At 60.2% G+C, this 17,887-nt stretch carries 16 protein-coding genes and 1 tRNA gene; 6 read left to right on the forward strand and 11 right to left on the reverse strand.

The genetic code is table 11. From position 1 onward, the window contains the following. Positions 1-8 precede the first annotated feature (8 nt). Positions 9-2,024: an excinuclease ABC subunit UvrB gene (gene uvrB / locus CAF74_RS22800; RefSeq protein WP_011333338.1), complete on the reverse strand. Its 2,016-nt coding sequence runs from the start codon at positions 2,022-2,024 to the stop codon at positions 9-11. A 335-nt stretch (positions 2,025-2,359) separates the two neighbouring features. Between uvrB and CAF74_RS22805 the strand changes: the two genes are divergently transcribed. Both CAF74_RS22805 and CAF74_RS22810 read left to right on the forward strand, forming a co-directional pair. Next, the gene (locus CAF74_RS22805) at positions 2,360-3,556 is read left to right on the forward strand and encodes an amino acid aminotransferase (protein WP_085747842.1); all 1,197 of its coding nucleotides are present in this window, start codon (positions 2,360-2,362) and stop codon (positions 3,554-3,556) included. A gap of 112 nt (positions 3,557-3,668) precedes the next feature. Beyond that, positions 3,669-3,869 (forward strand): hypothetical protein, encoded by a 201-nt coding sequence (locus CAF74_RS22810; RefSeq protein ID WP_007956421.1) that lies wholly within the window; start codon positions 3,669-3,671, stop codon positions 3,867-3,869. Here CAF74_RS22810 and CAF74_RS22815 read toward each other — a convergent pair. Continuing rightward, on the reverse strand, positions 3,866-4,096 hold the full coding sequence (locus CAF74_RS22815; protein WP_011333336.1) for a hypothetical protein: 231 nt from the start codon (positions 4,094-4,096) through the stop codon (positions 3,866-3,868). The genes CAF74_RS22810 and CAF74_RS22815 overlap by 4 nt on opposite strands. A 226-nt stretch (positions 4,097-4,322) precedes the next feature. On the opposite strand from CAF74_RS22815, the gene CAF74_RS22820 reads away from it, so the two are divergent. Continuing rightward, positions 4,323-4,398, forward strand: a tRNA-Asn gene (locus CAF74_RS22820). 121 nt (positions 4,399-4,519) lie between these two features. Here CAF74_RS22820 and CAF74_RS22825 read toward each other — a convergent pair. After that, on the reverse strand, positions 4,520-6,040 hold the full coding sequence (locus CAF74_RS22825; protein ID WP_085747843.1) for a nucleobase:cation symporter-2 family protein: 1,521 nt from the start codon (positions 6,038-6,040) through the stop codon (positions 4,520-4,522). Positions 6,041-6,386: 346 nt separating this feature from the next. On the opposite strand from CAF74_RS22825, the gene CAF74_RS22830 reads away from it, so the two are divergent. After that, positions 6,387-6,716, forward strand: a complete 330-nt coding sequence (locus CAF74_RS22830; RefSeq protein WP_085747844.1) for a BrnA antitoxin family protein — start codon at positions 6,387-6,389, stop codon at positions 6,714-6,716. A gap of 3 nt (positions 6,717-6,719) precedes the next feature. On the opposite strand, the gene CAF74_RS22835 is transcribed toward CAF74_RS22830, so the two are convergent. Both CAF74_RS22835 and CAF74_RS22840 read right to left on the reverse strand, forming a co-directional pair. Beyond that, positions 6,720-7,547, reverse strand: a complete 828-nt coding sequence (locus tag CAF74_RS22835; protein ID WP_085747845.1) for an arylamine N-acetyltransferase — start codon at positions 7,545-7,547, stop codon at positions 6,720-6,722. Positions 7,548-7,648: 101 nt separating this feature from the next. Then, the gene (locus tag CAF74_RS22840) at positions 7,649-8,443 is read right to left on the reverse strand and encodes an exodeoxyribonuclease III (RefSeq protein WP_085747846.1); all 795 of its coding nucleotides are present in this window, start codon (positions 8,441-8,443) and stop codon (positions 7,649-7,651) included. A 117-nt stretch (positions 8,444-8,560) separates the two neighbouring features. Here CAF74_RS22840 and CAF74_RS22845 point away from each other — a divergent pair, with 117 nt between their 5' ends. Continuing rightward, positions 8,561-9,148, forward strand: coding sequence for a GNAT family N-acetyltransferase (locus CAF74_RS22845; RefSeq protein WP_085747847.1), 588 nt, complete (start codon positions 8,561-8,563; stop codon positions 9,146-9,148). A 3-nt stretch (positions 9,149-9,151) separates the two neighbouring features. Here CAF74_RS22845 and CAF74_RS22850 read toward each other — a convergent pair whose 3' ends face one another. Both CAF74_RS22850 and CAF74_RS22855 read right to left on the reverse strand, forming a co-directional pair. Continuing rightward, positions 9,152-10,594: a mechanosensitive ion channel family protein gene (locus CAF74_RS22850; RefSeq protein ID WP_085747848.1), complete on the reverse strand. Its 1,443-nt coding sequence runs from the start codon at positions 10,592-10,594 to the stop codon at positions 9,152-9,154. Positions 10,595-10,733: 139 nt separating this feature from the next. Further along, the gene (locus CAF74_RS22855; protein WP_085747924.1) at positions 10,734-11,600 is read right to left on the reverse strand and encodes a pirin family protein; all 867 of its coding nucleotides are present in this window, start codon (positions 11,598-11,600) and stop codon (positions 10,734-10,736) included. Positions 11,601-11,820: 220 nt separating this feature from the next. Between CAF74_RS22855 and dkgB the strand changes: the two genes are divergently transcribed. Then, on the forward strand, positions 11,821-12,624 hold the full coding sequence (gene dkgB, locus CAF74_RS22860; protein WP_085747849.1) for a 2,5-didehydrogluconate reductase DkgB: 804 nt from the start codon (positions 11,821-11,823) through the stop codon (positions 12,622-12,624). Between the two features lie 4 nt (positions 12,625-12,628). On the opposite strand, the gene CAF74_RS22865 is transcribed toward dkgB, so the two are convergent. From CAF74_RS22865 to CAF74_RS22880, 4 genes are all read right to left on the reverse strand, one after another. Beyond that, positions 12,629-15,847 (reverse strand): ATP-binding protein, encoded by a 3,219-nt coding sequence (locus CAF74_RS22865; protein ID WP_085747850.1) that lies wholly within the window; start codon positions 15,845-15,847, stop codon positions 12,629-12,631. A 10-nt stretch (positions 15,848-15,857) separates the two neighbouring features. Next, the gene (locus CAF74_RS22870; protein ID WP_085747851.1) at positions 15,858-16,484 is read right to left on the reverse strand and encodes a response regulator transcription factor; all 627 of its coding nucleotides are present in this window, start codon (positions 16,482-16,484) and stop codon (positions 15,858-15,860) included. Between the two features lie 107 nt (positions 16,485-16,591). After that, positions 16,592-17,026, reverse strand: a complete 435-nt coding sequence (locus CAF74_RS22875; RefSeq protein WP_085747852.1) for a chemotaxis protein CheY — start codon at positions 17,024-17,026, stop codon at positions 16,592-16,594. A 109-nt stretch (positions 17,027-17,135) separates the two neighbouring features. Next, positions 17,136-17,852: an MgtC/SapB family protein gene (locus CAF74_RS22880; RefSeq protein ID WP_085607898.1), complete on the reverse strand. Its 717-nt coding sequence runs from the start codon at positions 17,850-17,852 to the stop codon at positions 17,136-17,138. Positions 17,853-17,887 lie beyond the last annotated feature (35 nt).

Genomic DNA, 17,887 nt, shown 5'->3' on the forward strand with positions numbered 1-17,887 from the left:
ACGATCAGTCAGACAGCCAACAGCCGCTCACGCAGCTTGGCAATTTCGTCGCGCATCTGCGCTGCCGCTTCGAATTCCAGGTCGCGGGCCAGCTGGTACATCTTCTCTTCCAGTTGGCGAATGCGTTTGGTGATCTCGCTCGGCGAGCGCAATTCGGCTTCGTACTTGGCGTTCTCTTCGGCGGCCTTGGCCATGCCCTTGCGCTTCTTGCTGCGCGAACCGGGCACGGTGGCGCCTTCCATGATGTCGGCGACGTCCTTGAACACGCCCTTCGGCGTGATGCCGTTGGCCAGGTTGAAGGCGATCTGCTTGTCGCGACGACGCTCGGTTTCACCAATAGCCCTCTCCATCGAACCAGTAATGCGGTCCGCGTAGAGAATCGCCCGGCCATTGAGGTTCCGCGCCGCGCGGCCGATGGTCTGGATCAGCGAACGCTCGGAACGCAGGAAACCCTCCTTGTCCGCGTCGAGAATCGCCACCAGCGATACTTCCGGCATGTCCAGACCTTCACGCAGCAGGTTGATCCCCACCAACACATCGAACGTGCCCAAACGCAGGTCGCGGATGATTTCGACTCGCTCGACGGTGTCGATGTCCGAGTGCAGATAACGCACGCGCACGCCGTGATCGGCCAGGTAATCGGTCAAGTCTTCGGCCATGCGTTTGGTCAGCGTGGTGACCAGCACCCGCTCCTCCACCGCCACGCGCTTGGTGATTTCCGACAATAGATCGTCGACCTGGGTCAGCGCCGGGCGCACTTCAACCTGCGGGTCGACCAGACCGGTCGGGCGCACAACCTGTTCGATCACCCGTCCGGCGTGCTCGGCTTCGTAGTTGCCGGGCGTGGCCGAGACGAAAATCGTCTGCGGGCTCACTCCTTCCCACTCGTCGAAGCGCATCGGCCGGTTGTCCAGTGCCGATGGCAGGCGGAAGCCGTATTCAACCAGGGTTTCCTTACGCGAACGGTCGCCCTTATACATCGCGCCGACTTGCGGCACGCTGACGTGGGATTCGTCGATCACCAGCAAGGCGTCGGCCGGCAGGTAATCGTAGAGCGTCGGCGGCGCAGCGCCGGCCGGACGACCCGAGAGGTAGCGCGAGTAGTTTTCGATGCCGTTGCAGTAGCCGAGTTCGAGGATCATCTCCAGGTCGAACCGGGTGCGCTGCTCAAGACGCTGGGCTTCCACCAGTTTGTTGTTGTTGCGCAGGTATTCCAGGCGCTCCTGCAACTCGACCTTGATCCCCTCAATGGCGTCGAGCAGGGTTTCCCGGGGCGTCACGTAGTGGCTCTTCGGATAGAAGGTGAAGCGCGGCAGCTTGCGGATGACTTCGCCGGTCAGCGGGTCGAACGCGGAAATGCTCTCCACCTCGTCATCGAACAACTCGATGCGGATCGCTTCCAGGTCGGATTCCGCCGGGTAGATGTCGATCACATCGCCGCGCACCCGGAAGGTCGCACGGGCGAAATCCATGTCGTTTCGGGTGTATTGCAGGTCGGCCAGGCGCCGCACCAGCGCACGCTGGTCGAGCTTGTCGCCGCGATCCACGTGCAGGACCATTTTCAAATAGGTTTCCGGGCTGCCCAGACCGTAGATGCACGACACCGTGGTGACGATGATCGCGTCCTTGCGCTCGAGCAATGCCTTGGTCGCTGACAGACGCATCTGCTCGATGTGGTCGTTGATCGACGCATCCTTCTCGATGAAGGTGTCGGACGACGGCACATAGGCTTCGGGCTGGTAGTAGTCGTAATAGGAAACGAAGTACTCGACAGCGTTGTTCGGGAAGAACGACTTGAACTCGCCGTACAACTGCGCGGCCAGGGTCTTGTTCGGCGCCAGCACCAGCGTCGGACGCTGCACCTGGGCGATCACGTTGGCGATGCTGAAGGTCTTGCCCGACCCGGTCACCCCGAGTAGCGTCTGGTGCGACAGCCCGGCTTCGATGCCTTCGACCATCAGGCGAATGGCTTCGGGTTGATCGCCGGCGGGGTCGAAACGGGTGACGAGCTGGAATTCAGACATAAACACCTCTGGAATCGCGATGCGGCGGGCAACCGCAGCACCACGAGAAAGACCGCAAACGACCGATGTCGCGCAAGGAAAAACGAAGATTGTGCTGAATGTGGAGCCGATTGCCTCGCCTTTCAAGGCAAACGTCCTACATCCGGTAAAGTCTCCGACAGATCCATTCGACTAACGGTCGAAAAATAATCGGAAAAACTTACCTTAAAAGCCGAATCGCCTGTCGCCATTGATCGATGATGGCCTCTATACTAGCTCCCCGTTTGTGCACCGCTCTAGTGCATTCGGCTGGAGCGCCACACGTCCCTCCACTCTCCAATAGAGCTGCCGTAAAAATGAGCCTGTTCTCCGCTGTCGAAATGGCACCCCGCGATCCAATCCTGGGCCTCAACGAAGCATTCAACGCCGATACCCGGACCAATAAGGTCAACCTCGGGGTAGGTGTGTACTGCAACGAAGAGGGGCGAATTCCACTCCTGCGCGCCGTCATCGAAGCCGAAACCATTCGCGCCGCTCAGCACGCCTCGCGCGGCTACCTGCCAATCGACGGCATCGCGGCCTACGACCAGGCCGTGCAAAAGCTGCTGTTCGGCAATGATTCGCCACTGCTTGCAGCTGGCCGCGTTGTCACCACTCAGGCCGTCGGCGGGACCGGCGCACTGAAAATCGGTGCCGACTTCCTCAAGCAATTGCTGCCGAATGCCGTTGTAGCGATCAGCGACCCGAGCTGGGAAAACCACCGCGCCCTGTTCGAAACCGCCGGTTTCCCGGTGCAGAACTACCGCTACTACGACGCCGCCACCCACGACGTGAACCGTGCCGGCCTGCTGGAAGACCTCAACGCCCTGCCGAACGGCTCGATCGTCGTGCTGCACGCCTGCTGCCACAACCCGACCGGCGTCGACCTGAGCCCGGCGGACTGGAACAATGTGCTGGAAGCGGTCAAGGCCAAAGGTCACGTGCCGTTCCTCGACATGGCTTACCAGGGTTTCGGTGACGGCATCGCCGAAGACGCCGCTGCCGTGCGTCTGTTCGCTGAATCGGGCCTGACCTTCTTCGTATCGAGCTCGTTCTCCAAGTCGTTCTCGCTGTATGGCGAGCGTGTCGGTGCACTGTCGATCATCAGCGAATCGAAAGAAGAAAGCGCCCGCGTCCTGTCGCAAGTCAAACGCGTGATCCGCACCAACTACTCCAACCCGCCGACCCACGGTGCAAGCATCGTCGCCGCCGTGCTGAACAGCCCGGAACTGCGCGCTCAGTGGGAAGCCGAACTGGCTGAAATGCGCCTGCGCATTCGCGGTATGCGCGAGCAGATGGTTGCTCTGCTGGCCAAGAAAGCCCCGCAGCGTGACTTCAGCTTCGTCGGTCGTCAGCGCGGCATGTTCTCCTACTCCGGCCTGACCACCGAACAGGTTCACCGCCTGCGCAACGAGTTCGGCATCTACGCCCTGGACACCGGCCGCATTTGCGTCGCTGCGCTGAACCAGAGCAACATCGAAGCCGTGACAGACGCCATCGTTCAGGTCATCTGACCCGACGCGGCACTAAAAACGGGAAGCTTTCGGGCTTCCCGTTTTTTATTTGTCTAAAGAAAAACCGATACACCCTCTAGACTGCACCCAAACGATATTTCAGAGAGACGACATGAAAAACGATGACCTGCGCGCCGACCGCGACGATCTGGATGACTTCATCCCCCGCGCCCCGGCCAAACGCGGCAACAACCTGGTGCTGCAAGTCGCGGCCGGGGTGTTTCTCGGCGGGCTGGCGCTGTGGCTGGTGCAACTGGGCGCAACGATGCTGTACGCCAAACTGATGCTCGGCACCTTCACGTTCGGCGGTTAAGCCAGTTCCGCTGCACGCTGAGTCGCCGCATCGTCATAAACGACGTAGAGCGATTCGGCGATCTGGCTCTTGATGGCCTTGGTGCTTTCCAGACCGAGGACAAAACCTTCGGCTTTGCCGCCTGCACGGTTCAGCTCTTCAGCCGTGGCGGCCTGAGTGATCGCGTCGAAAAGCTTTTCGGCGTGTGGACCAACGCCTTTGGGCAGGCTGATTTGTGCGGTGCTCATGCGAACACCTCGACAGGACGATGGGTGAGGATGGGGCTATTCATGGCGCGTACCTTTTCGGCGAATGGCCGGCAGCGTGTGACCACTTCCGGGCGGCCATGGTAGACCTCTGCTACGGTTCTGGTAACCGCCAATCGCCGATAAACCGCCGCCCGTCCTGACCTTTCCAACAAATTTACATCTCGCGCTTGACTAGTCTTTTTAAATCAGTAACATACGCACCAATTCCGCAATAGCTCAGTTGGTAGAGCAAGTGACTGTTAATCACTGGGTCCCTGGTTCGAGTCCAGGTTGTGGAGCCAAATACAGAGCCCCTGAATCGAAAGATTCAGGGGCTTTTTTGTGGGCATTGAAAAAGTCAGCGCCATAAAAAGGGCCGATCAGTTTCGCAACTGATCGGCCCTTTTCATTCAACTACAACGGTCAGACGTGCTCGCTGCTCTTGGCATGTACCTTCGGCACGCCGTGACCGTGATCCGCATCCGGATCGATCACCGGCACTTCATTGCCGTCGCAGTCATGCAGTTTGCCGTCGCTGAAGTAGTCGCCTTCACGCAACGCTGCCAGATCGCGATAACGCAGGGTCCGCTCTTCTGCCGCCGCAAACACCGACTGCTGATCCGAGTTACCCGCCGTGAAGTGGTTGAATGCCAGGTTCAGCAGGATCGCCATGATTGCCGACGAGCTGATGCCCGAATGGAAAATGGTCGCGAACCAGCTCGGGAAGTGATCATAGAAGTTCGGTGCGGCAATCGGGATCATGCCGAAGCCGATCGAGGTGGCGACGATGATCAGGTTGACGTTGTTGCGGTAATCGACCTTGGACAGCGTGCGGATACCGCTCGCCGCCACGGTGCCGAACAGCACGATACCGGCACCACCGAGTACCGAGGTCGGCACCGCTGCGATGACCCGGCCCATGAACGGCAGCAGGCCGAGAATCACCAGGAAGATACCGCCGGTCGCCACCACATAGCGGCTCTTGATCCCGGTCACCGCCACCAGCCCGACGTTCTGGGCGAAGGCGCTTTGGGTGAACGAGCCGAAGATCGGTGCAAACATGCTCGACAGCATGTCCGCCCGCAGGCCGTTGCCCAGGCGTTTGGAGTCGACCTTGGTGCCGATGATTTCACCGACCGCCAGAATGTCCGCCGAGGTTTCCACCAGGGTCACCATGACCACGATGCACATCGACAGGATCGCGGCGAAGTGGAAGGTCGGCATGCCGAAATGGAACGGCGTCGGGAAGCCGAACATCGGGCCCTGGGTGACGTTGGAGAAATCCGCCATGCCGAGGAACACCGCCAGCACCGTGCCGATCACCATGGCCAACAGGATCGACAGACGCGAGATGGTGGAACTGCCGACCTTGCTCAGCAGCAACACCAGCACCAGCGTGACCGCCGCCAGACCGATGTTCTGCATGCTGCCGAAGTCAGGCGCGTGGCTGTTACCGCCCATGGCCCAGCGTGCGGCCACCGGCATCAGCGTCAGGCCGATGGTAGTGATCACGATGCCGGTAACAAGCGGAGGAAAGAACTTGGTGATTCGCGAAAAAACCGGCGTGATCAGCAAGCCGATCAGCGACGCCGCAATCACCGCGCCAAGCACCGACTGGAAGCCGCCCTCCCCGCCACTGCTGACAATCGCCACCATGGTGGCAACGCCGGAGAACGACACGCCCTGCACCAGCGGCAACTGACAGCCGAAAAACGGTAAACCCAGGGTTTGCAGCAACGTGGCCAGCCCCCCCGCAAACAATGAAGCAGCAATCAACAGACCGATGTCCGCCGGCGAAAGCCCGGCGGCCTGACCGATGATCAGTGGCACCGCGACGATACCGCCATACATGGTCAGAACGTGTTGCAGGCCGTAAGCCATATTCGCGCCGACCCCGAGATTCTCGTCCTCGGGCCGTTGGTGTGAAACATGGGGCGTTTTCATGGTGGGGGAGTTCCCTGGTTTTTGTTATGCGCACACTGTATGCAAGAGTCAGGACAAATGTCCATAGACTTGTATACAACTTATCAGTCACATAATGGTTAGCTAGCCACCCAACCTTCTAACCCGCTGCTTTCATCCCACAAATTCGGCAACACATCCCCAATCGAGTCCACGCTTTATCCGTCCAAGCTGAAGTGTTCATGGCGACCGACGGCGCGGTCGCGTTCTTTTTATACATATAAAGTATGCATAATGAAGTCATTCAAGATTCAGTTCGATAAAAGCAAGAATACTGCCAACGCATTCGAGCCCAGCGAGCGATGGCAACTTTGTGCAGAGGTGATCAATGAAAGATGAATACAATTTCAGCGACGGTAAACGCGGCGCCATTGCTCCCACCAAGGGTAAAACGCGCATCACCATCATGCTCGATGACGCGGTGATCGAAGCCGCGCGCGAGGTCGCTGAAAGCGAGGGGTTTGGCTATCAGACGGTCATCAACAACACCCTGCGCCACGCATTGCTTAACAGCCGTGGCGCTACCGAGGAACTCGAACATTCCAGCGGGCCATTCAAGCAAGGCATCACCGCCACCGACCTCAAGAGCCTTGAGAAAAAACTGTCGGCGGCCGTGAACGAGATCCGGCGGGTGCTGGAACCGGACGTCAAACCGTAGCGTTCAAACTGGCTGAATCAAGCGCGCCAGAGCCTCTCGTGCACCGGGCTGGTGCGGCAAGTGCAGGCCGAACTCCCGTTCCAGCAATTCGATCAGTTCATCGACATCCGTCACTTCACGCCGCTCGCTCTCGGCGCCCATGCGATGGATCGCGAAACTGCCGTTGTTCAGTGTGCGCCGCCAGCCGTCGCCGGTACGCGCAACCATCAGGCGCTGAGCAAATGGCGAGTCCGGGTGGGTCGAGACGTACCAGTTGCCGAGGGTGTAATCGATGTCTTCCTGGCGTTGCAGGTCGAACAGATACATCGGCCGCCATTCGCCAGCAACCTTGGCTCGCAGCATGTAACCATCCGCCTGCACTTCGATGCGATACGGTTCGTGCGGCGTGGATTGCTCGGCGTCGGTATCGAGCACCAGCGGCGCGGTCGGCACCATGCCGCCGAAGCCGACGTCGGTGATGTAGCGCACGTCGTCAATGGTCACCAGGCTCAGGCGGTGGGTGCGCGCCGTCCAGCTGCCCTCGGGCTGATTCATGACCACTCGCCCGCTGATCCCCCGCGCATCGAACCCCAGCTCCAACAGCAACGCCAGAAACAGATTGTTCAGCTCGTAGCAGTAACCGCCCCGGGCGTCATTCAAAACTTTTCGCTCGATGGACGGCAGATCGATCAGGACGGGCTCGCCACTGAGCGTCGACAGGTTTTCGAATGGAAAGGCGCCGGTATGGCGCAGTTGCAACAGACGCAGGGTTTCAAGGGTCGGTGCCGGGGGCGCATCGAATCCCAGGCGTTGCAGGTACTGTTTCAGATTCGTCAGGCGTGGCTCGCTCATTGCTGGGTCCTTTTGCATAGAGGCGCGGATCGTTCCGCCGATGGTCGCCATGTATACGGGATCCGGGCATCGAATCGACAATTGAATTAACCAATCACCTGCTAGCGCCTTTTACGCGAATCGATGCGAATCCACGTCGGCGCGTGGTCGCTGGCATGCGGTTCGTTGCGCACCCAGGCATCCACACCGGCCTCGTGCAGATAAGGGCTCAGCTTTGGATTGAGCAGCAGATGGTCGATCCGCAGCCCGGAGTTCTTCTGCCAGTGCTGACGGAAATAATCCCAGAAGGTATACAGCCGATCTTCGGGATACAGATGCCGCAAAGAGTCCGTCCAACCCTGATCCAGCAGGCGCTGATAGCACTCGCGGCTCTCCGGTTGCAACAACGCATCCTTGAGCCACGAACGGGTGTTGTAGATATCCAGATCGGTAGGCACCACGTTGTAATCGCCGGCCAGTACCACCGGATGATCGCTGCTTTGCAAATCCCGGGCGTATTTGATCAGGCGTTCGAACCAGGCCAGTTTGTAGTCGAACTTCGGCCCCGGTTGCGGGTTGCCATTGGGCAGGTACAGGCACCCCACCAGCACTCCATGCACCGCCGCTTCGAGGTAGCGGCTGTGTTTATCGTCGGGATCGCCGGGCAGGCCGCGCCGGCTCTCCAGCGGTTGCGCATCGCGGGCAAGAATCGCCACGCCGTTCCATGACGCCTGTCCGTGCCAGATGGCGCCATAACCGGCGGCCTCCAGATCGGCGGCAGGAAACGCGCTGTCCACCAGTTTCAGCTCCTGCAAGCAGGCGATGTCCGGCTGCTCGCGCCTGAGCCATTCCAGCAGGTTCGGCAGTCGGGCCCGCAGGCCGTTGACGTTGAACGTGGCAATGCGCATTTTTTTCATCGTCCGGATTCCTGCCATTGACCGATAAAAACTGTGACATCCACCCACCGCGACGGTTGCGTCGGATCCTTCCCGTACGGCGTAATAACCCCTCGCCCGATCGCCGAGAATCCCCACATGCAAACCACGCTGCAAGGTCAGGGCATCATCCTGCGCCCGCTTCAATACACCGACGCCGATGCCCTGCTCCGCGCTGCCGCCGACGGTGAACTGTGGAATCTCACGGTCACCGTGGTGCCGTCAGCCTCTACCGTCGACGCTTACCTGAAGAAAGCCCTCGACGGCCGTGAGGCTGGGACGGTCATGCCGTTCGTCATCGTGCTGAAGGAAACCGGCGAAGTGATCGGCTCGACCCGGTTCTGGAAGATCGACCCGCTCAACCGCAAGCTGGAGATCGGCAGCAGCTGGATCTCGGCACGCTTTCAGAAGACCTTCGTCAACACCGAGGCCAAGTACCTGATGCTGCGCCACGCCTTCGAGGTGCTCGATTGCGTGCGCGTGCAGTTCACCACCGACGAAAACAACCAGAAATCGCGTAACGCGATCCTGCGGCTCGGCGCGCAACAGGAAGGCATCGTCCGCCACGAACGCATCATGCCGGACGGCCGCAAGCGCAACTCGGTGCGCTTCAGCATCATCGATGACGAATGGCCGCAAGTACGCCTGAACCTGGAACGCAAACTGGCGGACTACGGACTGCGCTGACGGTCAGACGCGATTGCGCAGCCATTGCAGGAAGCCTTTCTTCGGCGCCGCTACCGGCGTTTCTTCGGTCAGGGATTGCGCCTTGTGCAGACGGAAATCGAGCAACGCCTGCATCGCGTCGTTGATGTCGTGACGGGCGTCCAGGCACGGCTTGAGATAAGACTTCTCGATGCGGTACAGCGCGCAGAAGGTCTTGGCGGAGAAGTCGGCCGGCAATGATGTATCGGACAGAATCCCCGCCTCGCCGATCACTTCGCCCGGGCCCATCCGCCCAGACTCGAACGGTGTGCCGTGGCGTTTGAGCGTCACCGAGACCACGCCGGATTCGATGATGAACAGGTGATCGCTGACCTCGCCGCCCGCGAGGATCATCTCGCCGGCACGGAAAGTCTGCAGGGTCATGTTCTGGCTGAAGGTTTCTTTCTCCTCCTGACGCAGGGTGGAGAAAATCGGCGAGCTGTCGAGCAACGCCCGTGGCCTTGAGAGATTGCTCGGCACGCCAGGCTCATCGCTCGACAGCAGATTGACCCCGGACGCTTGCAGGTGTCGGTACGCCAGGTCGAACAGCTGATTGCGCACCACACGTTTTTCACTCATCGAGGCGACAAACCCGCTGATTTCATATTCGGTGCCGGCACTGCTGGAGTTCTTCAGCGCAACGCTCGGCGCGGGGCTCTCCAGCAATTGGCGGCAACCCTGCATCGCCCGCTCCAGGGCATCAATCACCGAGCTGGGCCGAGCATGGGGACTGACCTGCACGCTGACGGCAACCCCGAACATATTGCTCGGCCGGCTGAAGTTGATGATCTTGGCCTTGGCCGCCAGCGAGTTGGGAATCACCGCCATGCTGCCCTGACTGGTTTGCAGCCGCGTGGCGCGCCAGTCGATGTCGGTGACCCGGCCTTCGGTGCCGTCGATGGAGATCCAGTCATCCAGTTGATAAGGCTTGGTGGTGTTGAGCACGATCCCGGAAAACACGTCACTCAAGGTGCTCTGCAACGCCAGACCGACGATGATCGCCAGCGCCCCGGAGGTTGCCAGCACGCCTTTGACCGGCAGGTCCAGCACGTAGGCAAGCGCCGCGATGATTGCGATCAGGAAAATCACCGCACCGAGCAGATCCTGCAACAACCGCCCGGTGTGCCCGACCCGCTGCATCATCACCGCGCCGATCAACACCGTCAGGGTCCGCGCGCCGAACAGCCACCAGCCAATCTGCAACCCGGTCGCCGCCAGGTGCAACGGCACGTTGTCGGCCCACGGCGCCGGCTCCATCGGATTGAGCCCTTCGTTGAACAGCAAAATGCTGAACAGGGCAAAAATCAGCACCCGCACCAACAGTTTCCACGAACTGCCGTGGGAGCTGATCAGACGCCACAGACCGAGATCGATCAGGATCAGGATCAAGGCGCAAAACAACGGATGATCGGTGAGCAGAGACAGCATCAAACAACTCCGACAGGGGCCAGTCGCGAGAAGATCGCACAGATTGGGCTCAGTGTAGGAGTAATTGATTTGGCGGGATGAGCGCCACCGAACGCGCTCGAAAAAAACCGGCAGGCGCACGTGGCACCTGCCGGGATTTTCAGCCGTGCATCTGGCCGAAACGGCCGGACTGGAAGTCGGCGAAAGCCTGATGGATTTCCTGCTCGGTGTTCATCACGAACGGGCCGTGGCCGACGATCGGCTCGTCGATCGGCTCGCCGCTAAGCAGCAGCACCACTGCGTCCTGGCTGGCTTCGAGGGTGATGCGATCGCCATCACGCTCGAACAGCGCCAACTGACCTTCACGCATCGACTCCCCACCGTTGATCTGTACCGAACCCTTTAACACCACCAGTGCGGTGTTGCGGCCTTCGTGCAGATCGAGCGAGAGCAACTTGCCGGTGTTCAGCCGCAGATCCCACACATCGATAGGCGTGAACGTGCGGGATGGGCCCTTGTGACCGTCGAACTCACCGGCGATCAGACGCAGGCTGCCGGCGCCATCCTTGAGCGCGATATTCGGAATCTCACTGTCCAGAATGGTCTGGTAACCCGGCGCGGCCATTTTGTCCTTGGCCGGCAGATTCACCCACAGCTGCACCATTTCCAGGTTGCCGCCGGTTCGAGCGAAGTTTTCCGAATGGAATTCCTCATGCAGGATTCCGGAAGCCGCCGTCATCCATTGCACATCGCCCGGGCCGATGGTGCCGCCACTGCCGGTGGAGTCGCGGTGCTGCACTTCGCCTTCGTAAACGATGGTCACGGTTTCGAAGCCACGGTGCGGATGCTGGCCCACGCCACGGCGTTCGGTGGTCGGGGTGAATTGCGCGGGGCCGGCGTGGTCCAGCAGCAGGAACGGGCTGACGTGCTTGCCCAGGTTGTCGTAGGAAAACAGGGTACGCACCGGAAACCCATCGCCGACCCAGTGGCCGCGAGGGCTGGTGTAGATACCGATAAGGTTTTTCATGGTGGACTCCGTCATCAGGTTGATCATGGAGCGATCATAAATTCGCCACGTATTTAGTACTAGTCAGCCAAAACCGTCCTCATCGTTCTATTGGTGGAACGATACCGATTGCGGTGATTCGTGACTTTCAGTCAACAGTACTTTGCCCCGACAGCGGTTTTTTCCGAGGAATCAGACGCGGATACTCCTGCCCATTCCCACTGCAACCCTGGAGTCCTGCATGTCTCTTCCCGCTTTCGGTCTTGGTACGTTTCGCCTGCAAGGTCAGGTGGTCATCGATTCGGTGAGCACTGCCCTTGAGCTCGGTTACCGGGTCATCGACACCGCTCAGATCTACGAAAACGAAGCCGACGTTGGCGAGGCCATCGCTGCCAGCGGCATCGCCCGCCAAGAGCTGTTCATCACCAGCAAGATCTGGATCGCCAACTTCGCCAAGGATCGTCTGATCGAAAGCCTCAAGGAGAGCCTGCAAAAGCTGCAGACCGATTACCTCGACCTGACGCTGATCCACTGGCCATCGCCGGAAGATCAAGTGCCGGTCGAAGAGTTCATGGGCGCGCTGATGGAAGCCAAACGCCTGGGCCTGACCCGACAGATCGGCGTGTCCAACTTCACCATCGACCTGATGAAACAGGCGATTGCTGCGGTCGGCGCGGAAAATATCGCTACCAATCAGATCGAATTGCACCCGTACCTGCAAAACCGCAAGGTCGTGGAATTCGCCCAGAGTCAGGGCATCCAGATCACGTCGTACATGACCCTGGCCTATGGCGAAGTGTTGAAGGATCCGCTGATCGTGCAGATCGCCGAGCGTCTGCAAGCCACCCCGGCGCAGGTCACCCTGGCGTGGGCGATGCAATCGGGTTACGCGGTGATTCCGTCGTCGACCAAGCGCGCCAACCTGCAAGGCAACCTCGGCGCCACGGCGCTGATCCTGAGCGACGCCGACATGGCGCGGATCGCCACACTGGATCGCGGCCATCGCCTGACCAGCCCCAAAGGCATCGCGCCGCAGTGGGATTGACCGATCAGGCCTGAAGCTGCTGCGCGAGGTCGTGCATGGCCACGCGCAGCAATTCGATGGCGGTCGTCAATGCCGCTTCGGGCTCATCGTCACGGCAAGCCTGTTCGAGCACCCGACACGCCGAAACCACGCGTTCGGCACCGATCATGTGCGCCCCGCCTGTGACGTGATGCGCCAGATCACGTAAATCTGCGCGATCACTTTTACGGCCCGAATCATCCAGACGCTTCAGGTCGATGCGCAGACTATTCAGTACTTCCTCACGCAATTGCCCGATCAGCGGGTTGTCCGCACCCGCCAGTTGCAACAGCGCACTCAGATCGAATTCGGCCACTGCCGGATCGTCTACGCTCTCGACTGGCGCTCCCCCGGATGCGGCGGCCATCAGCGCCTGGCTCAATTCACGCAGCAGCACCGGCTTGAACAGGCAATCGTCCATCCCGGCCGCCCGGCATCGCTGCTTCTCTTCCATCTGCGCATTGGCGGTAAATCCGAGGATCAGACAAGGCGCCCTGCCCGTCGCGGCCTCTTCCTGACGCACCGCTCGCGTCAGCTCGTAACCGTTGAGCCCCGGCATGTTGCAGTCGGTGATCAGTGCATCGAAGGCGTGCCCGCGCCAAAGCGCCAGCCCCTCCTCACCGCCACCGGCGTCAACGGCACGGTGCCCGAGTTCACTCAACTGCCGGCACAACAACAGGCGATTCACCGGATGGTCATCCACCACCAGCACGTTCAGCGAGTTAACCATCGTCGCCGCTGGCGCCGGTGCGGCCTCTTGCACAAGCGCCGCCAGCACCGGCAGTTCCATTCGCAGCATGACCTGAGTGCCCCTTCCCGGTTCGCTGGTCATCCACAAATCACCGCCCATCATCCGGCACAGGTTGCGGCTGATCACCAGCCCCAGACCAGAACCTCCATGCGCCACAGACTGATGATCGCCGACCTGCACAAACGGGCGGAACAACCGCTGCTGATCCTCGGCGCTGATCCCTCGGCCACTGTCTTCGATGATCACGCCCGCTTCAATCAGCCCGTCCTGTTCGCCGAACACGCGCAGGCGCAGGCTCACCTCGCCGTCCTCGGTGAACTTGATTGCATTGCTCAGCAGGTTCGACAGCACTTGTTTGAACCGCAGGGGATCGAGCATCACCACGACGTTGCTGCGCTCATCCATTTCTACATGCCACAACAATTGTTTCTGCCGGGCCAGGCCTTCGAAAATCCGACACACCGACGCCACCACTTCATGCAGATTGACGCGCTCGGGGGCCAGCGACAGATGCCCGGACTCGATGCGTGCGATGTCGAGGATATCGCCGATCAATGCCAGCAGTTGCTGCCCGGCGCTGGACGCCACCTCGATCGCCTGGCGATCGGTCACGCCTTCATCGGCACGCTTGAGGGCCAGTTCGAGCATGCCGATCAGGGCGTTCATCGGTGTGCGGATTTCATGGCTCATGGTCGCCAGAAACGTGCTCTTGGCGCGATTGGCTTCATCGGCCGCGTCCTTGGCCTCCTGCAATTGCCGTAGCCATTGCTGGCGCTGGCGGATCTGCCGACGCTGAAAGCCGATCCAGCCCAACGCCAACAGCAACAGCCCCGCCGCCACTGCAAACCCGCGCAGTATTTGCGTTTGATGACGCTGCCAATAGCTGTCTTGCAGCACCACGTTACGACTCCAACGCGCGACCAGACCGTCGATTTCCTGGGGTGCGATGCTCAGCAGTGCCTTGTTCAGAATCGATTGCAGCTGCGGGGCCTCAAGCGACGTCGCCATGGCAACCCGCGCCGGCAAATCACCCAGCGTGGAGACAATCCGCAAACGATCGCGGTACTGGTGATCGATCTGGTAGCGCGCCACCAGCAACGAACTCAATGTCGCGTCAGCCTTGCCGTCGAGCAGCGCCTGCGTGCCGTCGGCCGGACTTGGCAACTCGATCAGGCGGATCTGCGGCACGTTCTCCAGCAGATAATCGTGCAACGGACTACGGCGATAAAGCGCCAGACGTTTACCCGCCATGTCGTCCAGACTGCGCGGAGCCTGCGCCTTCGAGTCGGTAATGAGCACAAAGGGGCTGTTCACGTACGACCGAGTGAACAGCATTGCAGTTTCGCGCTCGCGGCTCGGTGTCATCACCGGCAACAGGTCCAGCTCACCGCTTTTGAGCTGCTCGACCTGATGATCCAGAGTTTGACCGCGCACCACCTCGAAGGTCAGGCCGCTGCGCTGACTGATCAGGTTGAGCAATTGAGCGGCCAGACCACTGAAACGGCCATCGGCGTCAAAGTATGTCAGCGGGGCAAAATCATCGACAGCGCCGACCCGTATCACCGGATGCTGATCCAGCCATTGTTGCTCGCTGTCGCTCAGGCTCACCCGCAACTGCGCCGCCATGTCGGCGCGACCGGCGCTCCAGCGCAGCTCCATGGCCAGGCGCTGCTCCATGGGAATGGCCAGCAGGGCCTTGTCGACCAGACGTTTCAAACGCGGGTTGCTGCGGGCCAGGGCAAAGCCGAAAGGGTTGGCATCAAGGCCCGAAGGCCCGGCCAGTTGCAAGTCGTTGTGAAAATGGGTGTTGATCAGGTAACTGGCGCTGATGAAGTCGCCCAGGTACAGATCATCCCGACCGAACGCGACAGCGCCGAGGGCATCGAGAATCGATCGATAACGCTGCAGGGAAGCTTGCGGGTAAGCCTCTTCGATGGTCGAGGCTGGCAGGTAGTCGTCCACCATGGCAATGCGCTTGCCAGCCAGATCGCCAGGCAACGGATTGTCGATCCGAGTGACCCACATCGGCTGATCTTCAGCGTAGGCACGGGACAGCATCAGGCGAGGATTAGCGTCTTCAAACTTGTTCGACGTGCCCAGAAGGTGCACTTTACCAGCCACGAGCGCAGCCATGGCGCTTGCGCGGTCGGGATAGCACCAGACTTCGACGCCGATGTTCAAAATCTGTGCAATCGCGTCGGCGTAATCGGCCGTAAGACCTTCCAGTTCATGGCGTTTGCGGGTCAACTCAAACGGCGGGTAATCCGGCCAGGAGGCGCCGATGCGCAATACCGGGTTGGCGCTCAGCCACTGTTTATCCTGCTCATCAAGGCGGACCTGCACGCCTTCCAGACGGGTGCGGGAGACTATTTCCAGCCTTTGCGCGCTAGTCGCCGCCTGCGCTGTGCCCGCAAGCAGCATCAGCAGCAGGACGCATCGCAAAAGGCTCATCATGGGGATCCTCTCAGAGCAAATGGTTGCGAATGGCAAACTCTCGCAGTACCACCGACGACTTGATCCCGAGCTTGAGCATCAAGCGGGTCTTGTAGGTGCTGATGGTTTTGTGACTTCGGTTCATATCCTCGGCAATCTGCTTGTTCGATATACCTCGCGCCAGCTCTATCAGGATTTGCAACTCGCGATCGGACAGCGACGCGATCAGCTTGCCTTCATCACTGTGCAACTCAGTCTGCCCTGCGGTGACGTTCGGCAAGTCCAGGAAATAGCTATAGCCCGCGCGGACAGCCTTGATCGCACTCTGCAGCTGCTGCAATTCGGCGGATTTGGTGACGAAGGCCATCGCACCGGCTCGCCGGCAACGCATCAGAAATTGATCGGGATTGGCAGTGGAAAAAACCACGACTTTACAGGACAGTCCGACTTTCTTTAGGTGCTCCAGCGTTTCCAGGCCACCCGGGCCTGGTAAGTTCAGATCGAGCACCATGAGATCCGGCTCGTATAAACGGACCAACGACACCACCTCACTACTGTCCGAGGTGACATAAACCGGCTTGTAGCCGAGCGACTCCAGAACCAGGCGAACGGCACTGACCACAACGGGATGATCATCGACGATCAATGCTGAACCCATGAACACTCCCGGGGCGAATACATCACATGACGCCACCGATCTTGCATGAACGGGACTATTGGTAGCTGCGCCACAACTGTTACACGCTGTGCACGTTGCTTCACCTGTCAGATCTGACAGTTGTGCGCCAGACCGATCTGTGATCGAACACGCGAAGAGCGCCCAAGCGATGCCTCGACTGAGGTCATCAACTGCTCGATGGCTCGGATGGATGGCAACGGCGCAGGACTGGTGATGATCTTTGCCCCGAATTGCCGGGGAACACCTGAAGAATCCGCCGGCTCACCATAGACCAGCGCCCGCCGGATTTGCGGATGGTCAAACAGGAAACCGCGAAGATCCGCGATCCCGACCGCCAGTTCGGCGTTGATCACCAGGACATCGAACGGCTGACAGCCGTAGTCGACCAGCGTCAGCAGTTCGGCAAGGTTTTGCACCGGTGCAATACGGTAGTAATCGAGGCCGTTGAACATTCGTTCGATCTTCATCCGCTGAAAATGCTGCAAGTCGGCGATCAGGATACGCAGGGTTTTGTCGGTCAACGTGGAGGTCCGGGTAGTCGCTTCAAGTGGCGGCAAGACTACCCAAGCGCCGAGGCGCACTCTGTAGGACTTTTCCGAAAAACACCGTCATTCATCCGCATTGAACGCTTTATTCCGTAGTGCTCGGACTCCAGAAAGCCTGCACCACCAGGCTTGAAGTGGAAATCCGCTTCACCAGTGCATCCAGCTCATCGCCGTCCACCGAAGTGGTCGCCAGCGTCGCTTCGATCTCGATTTCATCGGCCCCGAAGGCGTGCACATCGACGTCACTGGCCGGGTAGTTGCTGCGTTCGAGCTCGGCTTCAAGCAAGGCGAACACGGCCGTTTGCTGCGAACGCCGGGCGATGACGTAGACGATGTTGGTGACTTCCGCCGAGACCACATCGAGCGGCTGACGGTTGATGTTGTTGACGATCGGCCGCAGCAAGGTATTGGCGGCGAGCACGAACAAGGTGCCCAGCACCGCTTCGGCCAGCAGGTCGGCACCAGCGCAGGCGCCGACGGCCGCCGAGGTCCAGAGCGTGGCGGCGGTGTTGAGGCCGCGCACGTTGCCCTCTTCGCGCATGATCACCCCGGCACCGAGAAAGCCGATGCCGGAGACCACATACGCGACCACCCGGACCGCGCCTTCGGCACCGGCGAGACGGTTGGCCATGTCGACGAAAATCGCCGCGCCGACCGCCACCAGCACATTGGTGCGCAAGCCCGCCGTGCGTTGCCGGTACTGGCGCTCGAAGCCGATCAGGCCGCCGAGGATGAACGCCGCGCTGAGGCTGACCAAAGTGTCGAGCAATGAGGTGAGGTTGAGATTGTTGATCGCTTGCATGTCGAACTCCTTGAAACCGCCCCCCTTGCTCCCAC

The organism is Pseudomonas sp. R45(2017), from assembly GCF_002112305.1.
Taxonomy (GTDB): Bacteria; Pseudomonadota; Gammaproteobacteria; order Pseudomonadales; family Pseudomonadaceae; genus Aquipseudomonas; species Aquipseudomonas paraglycinae.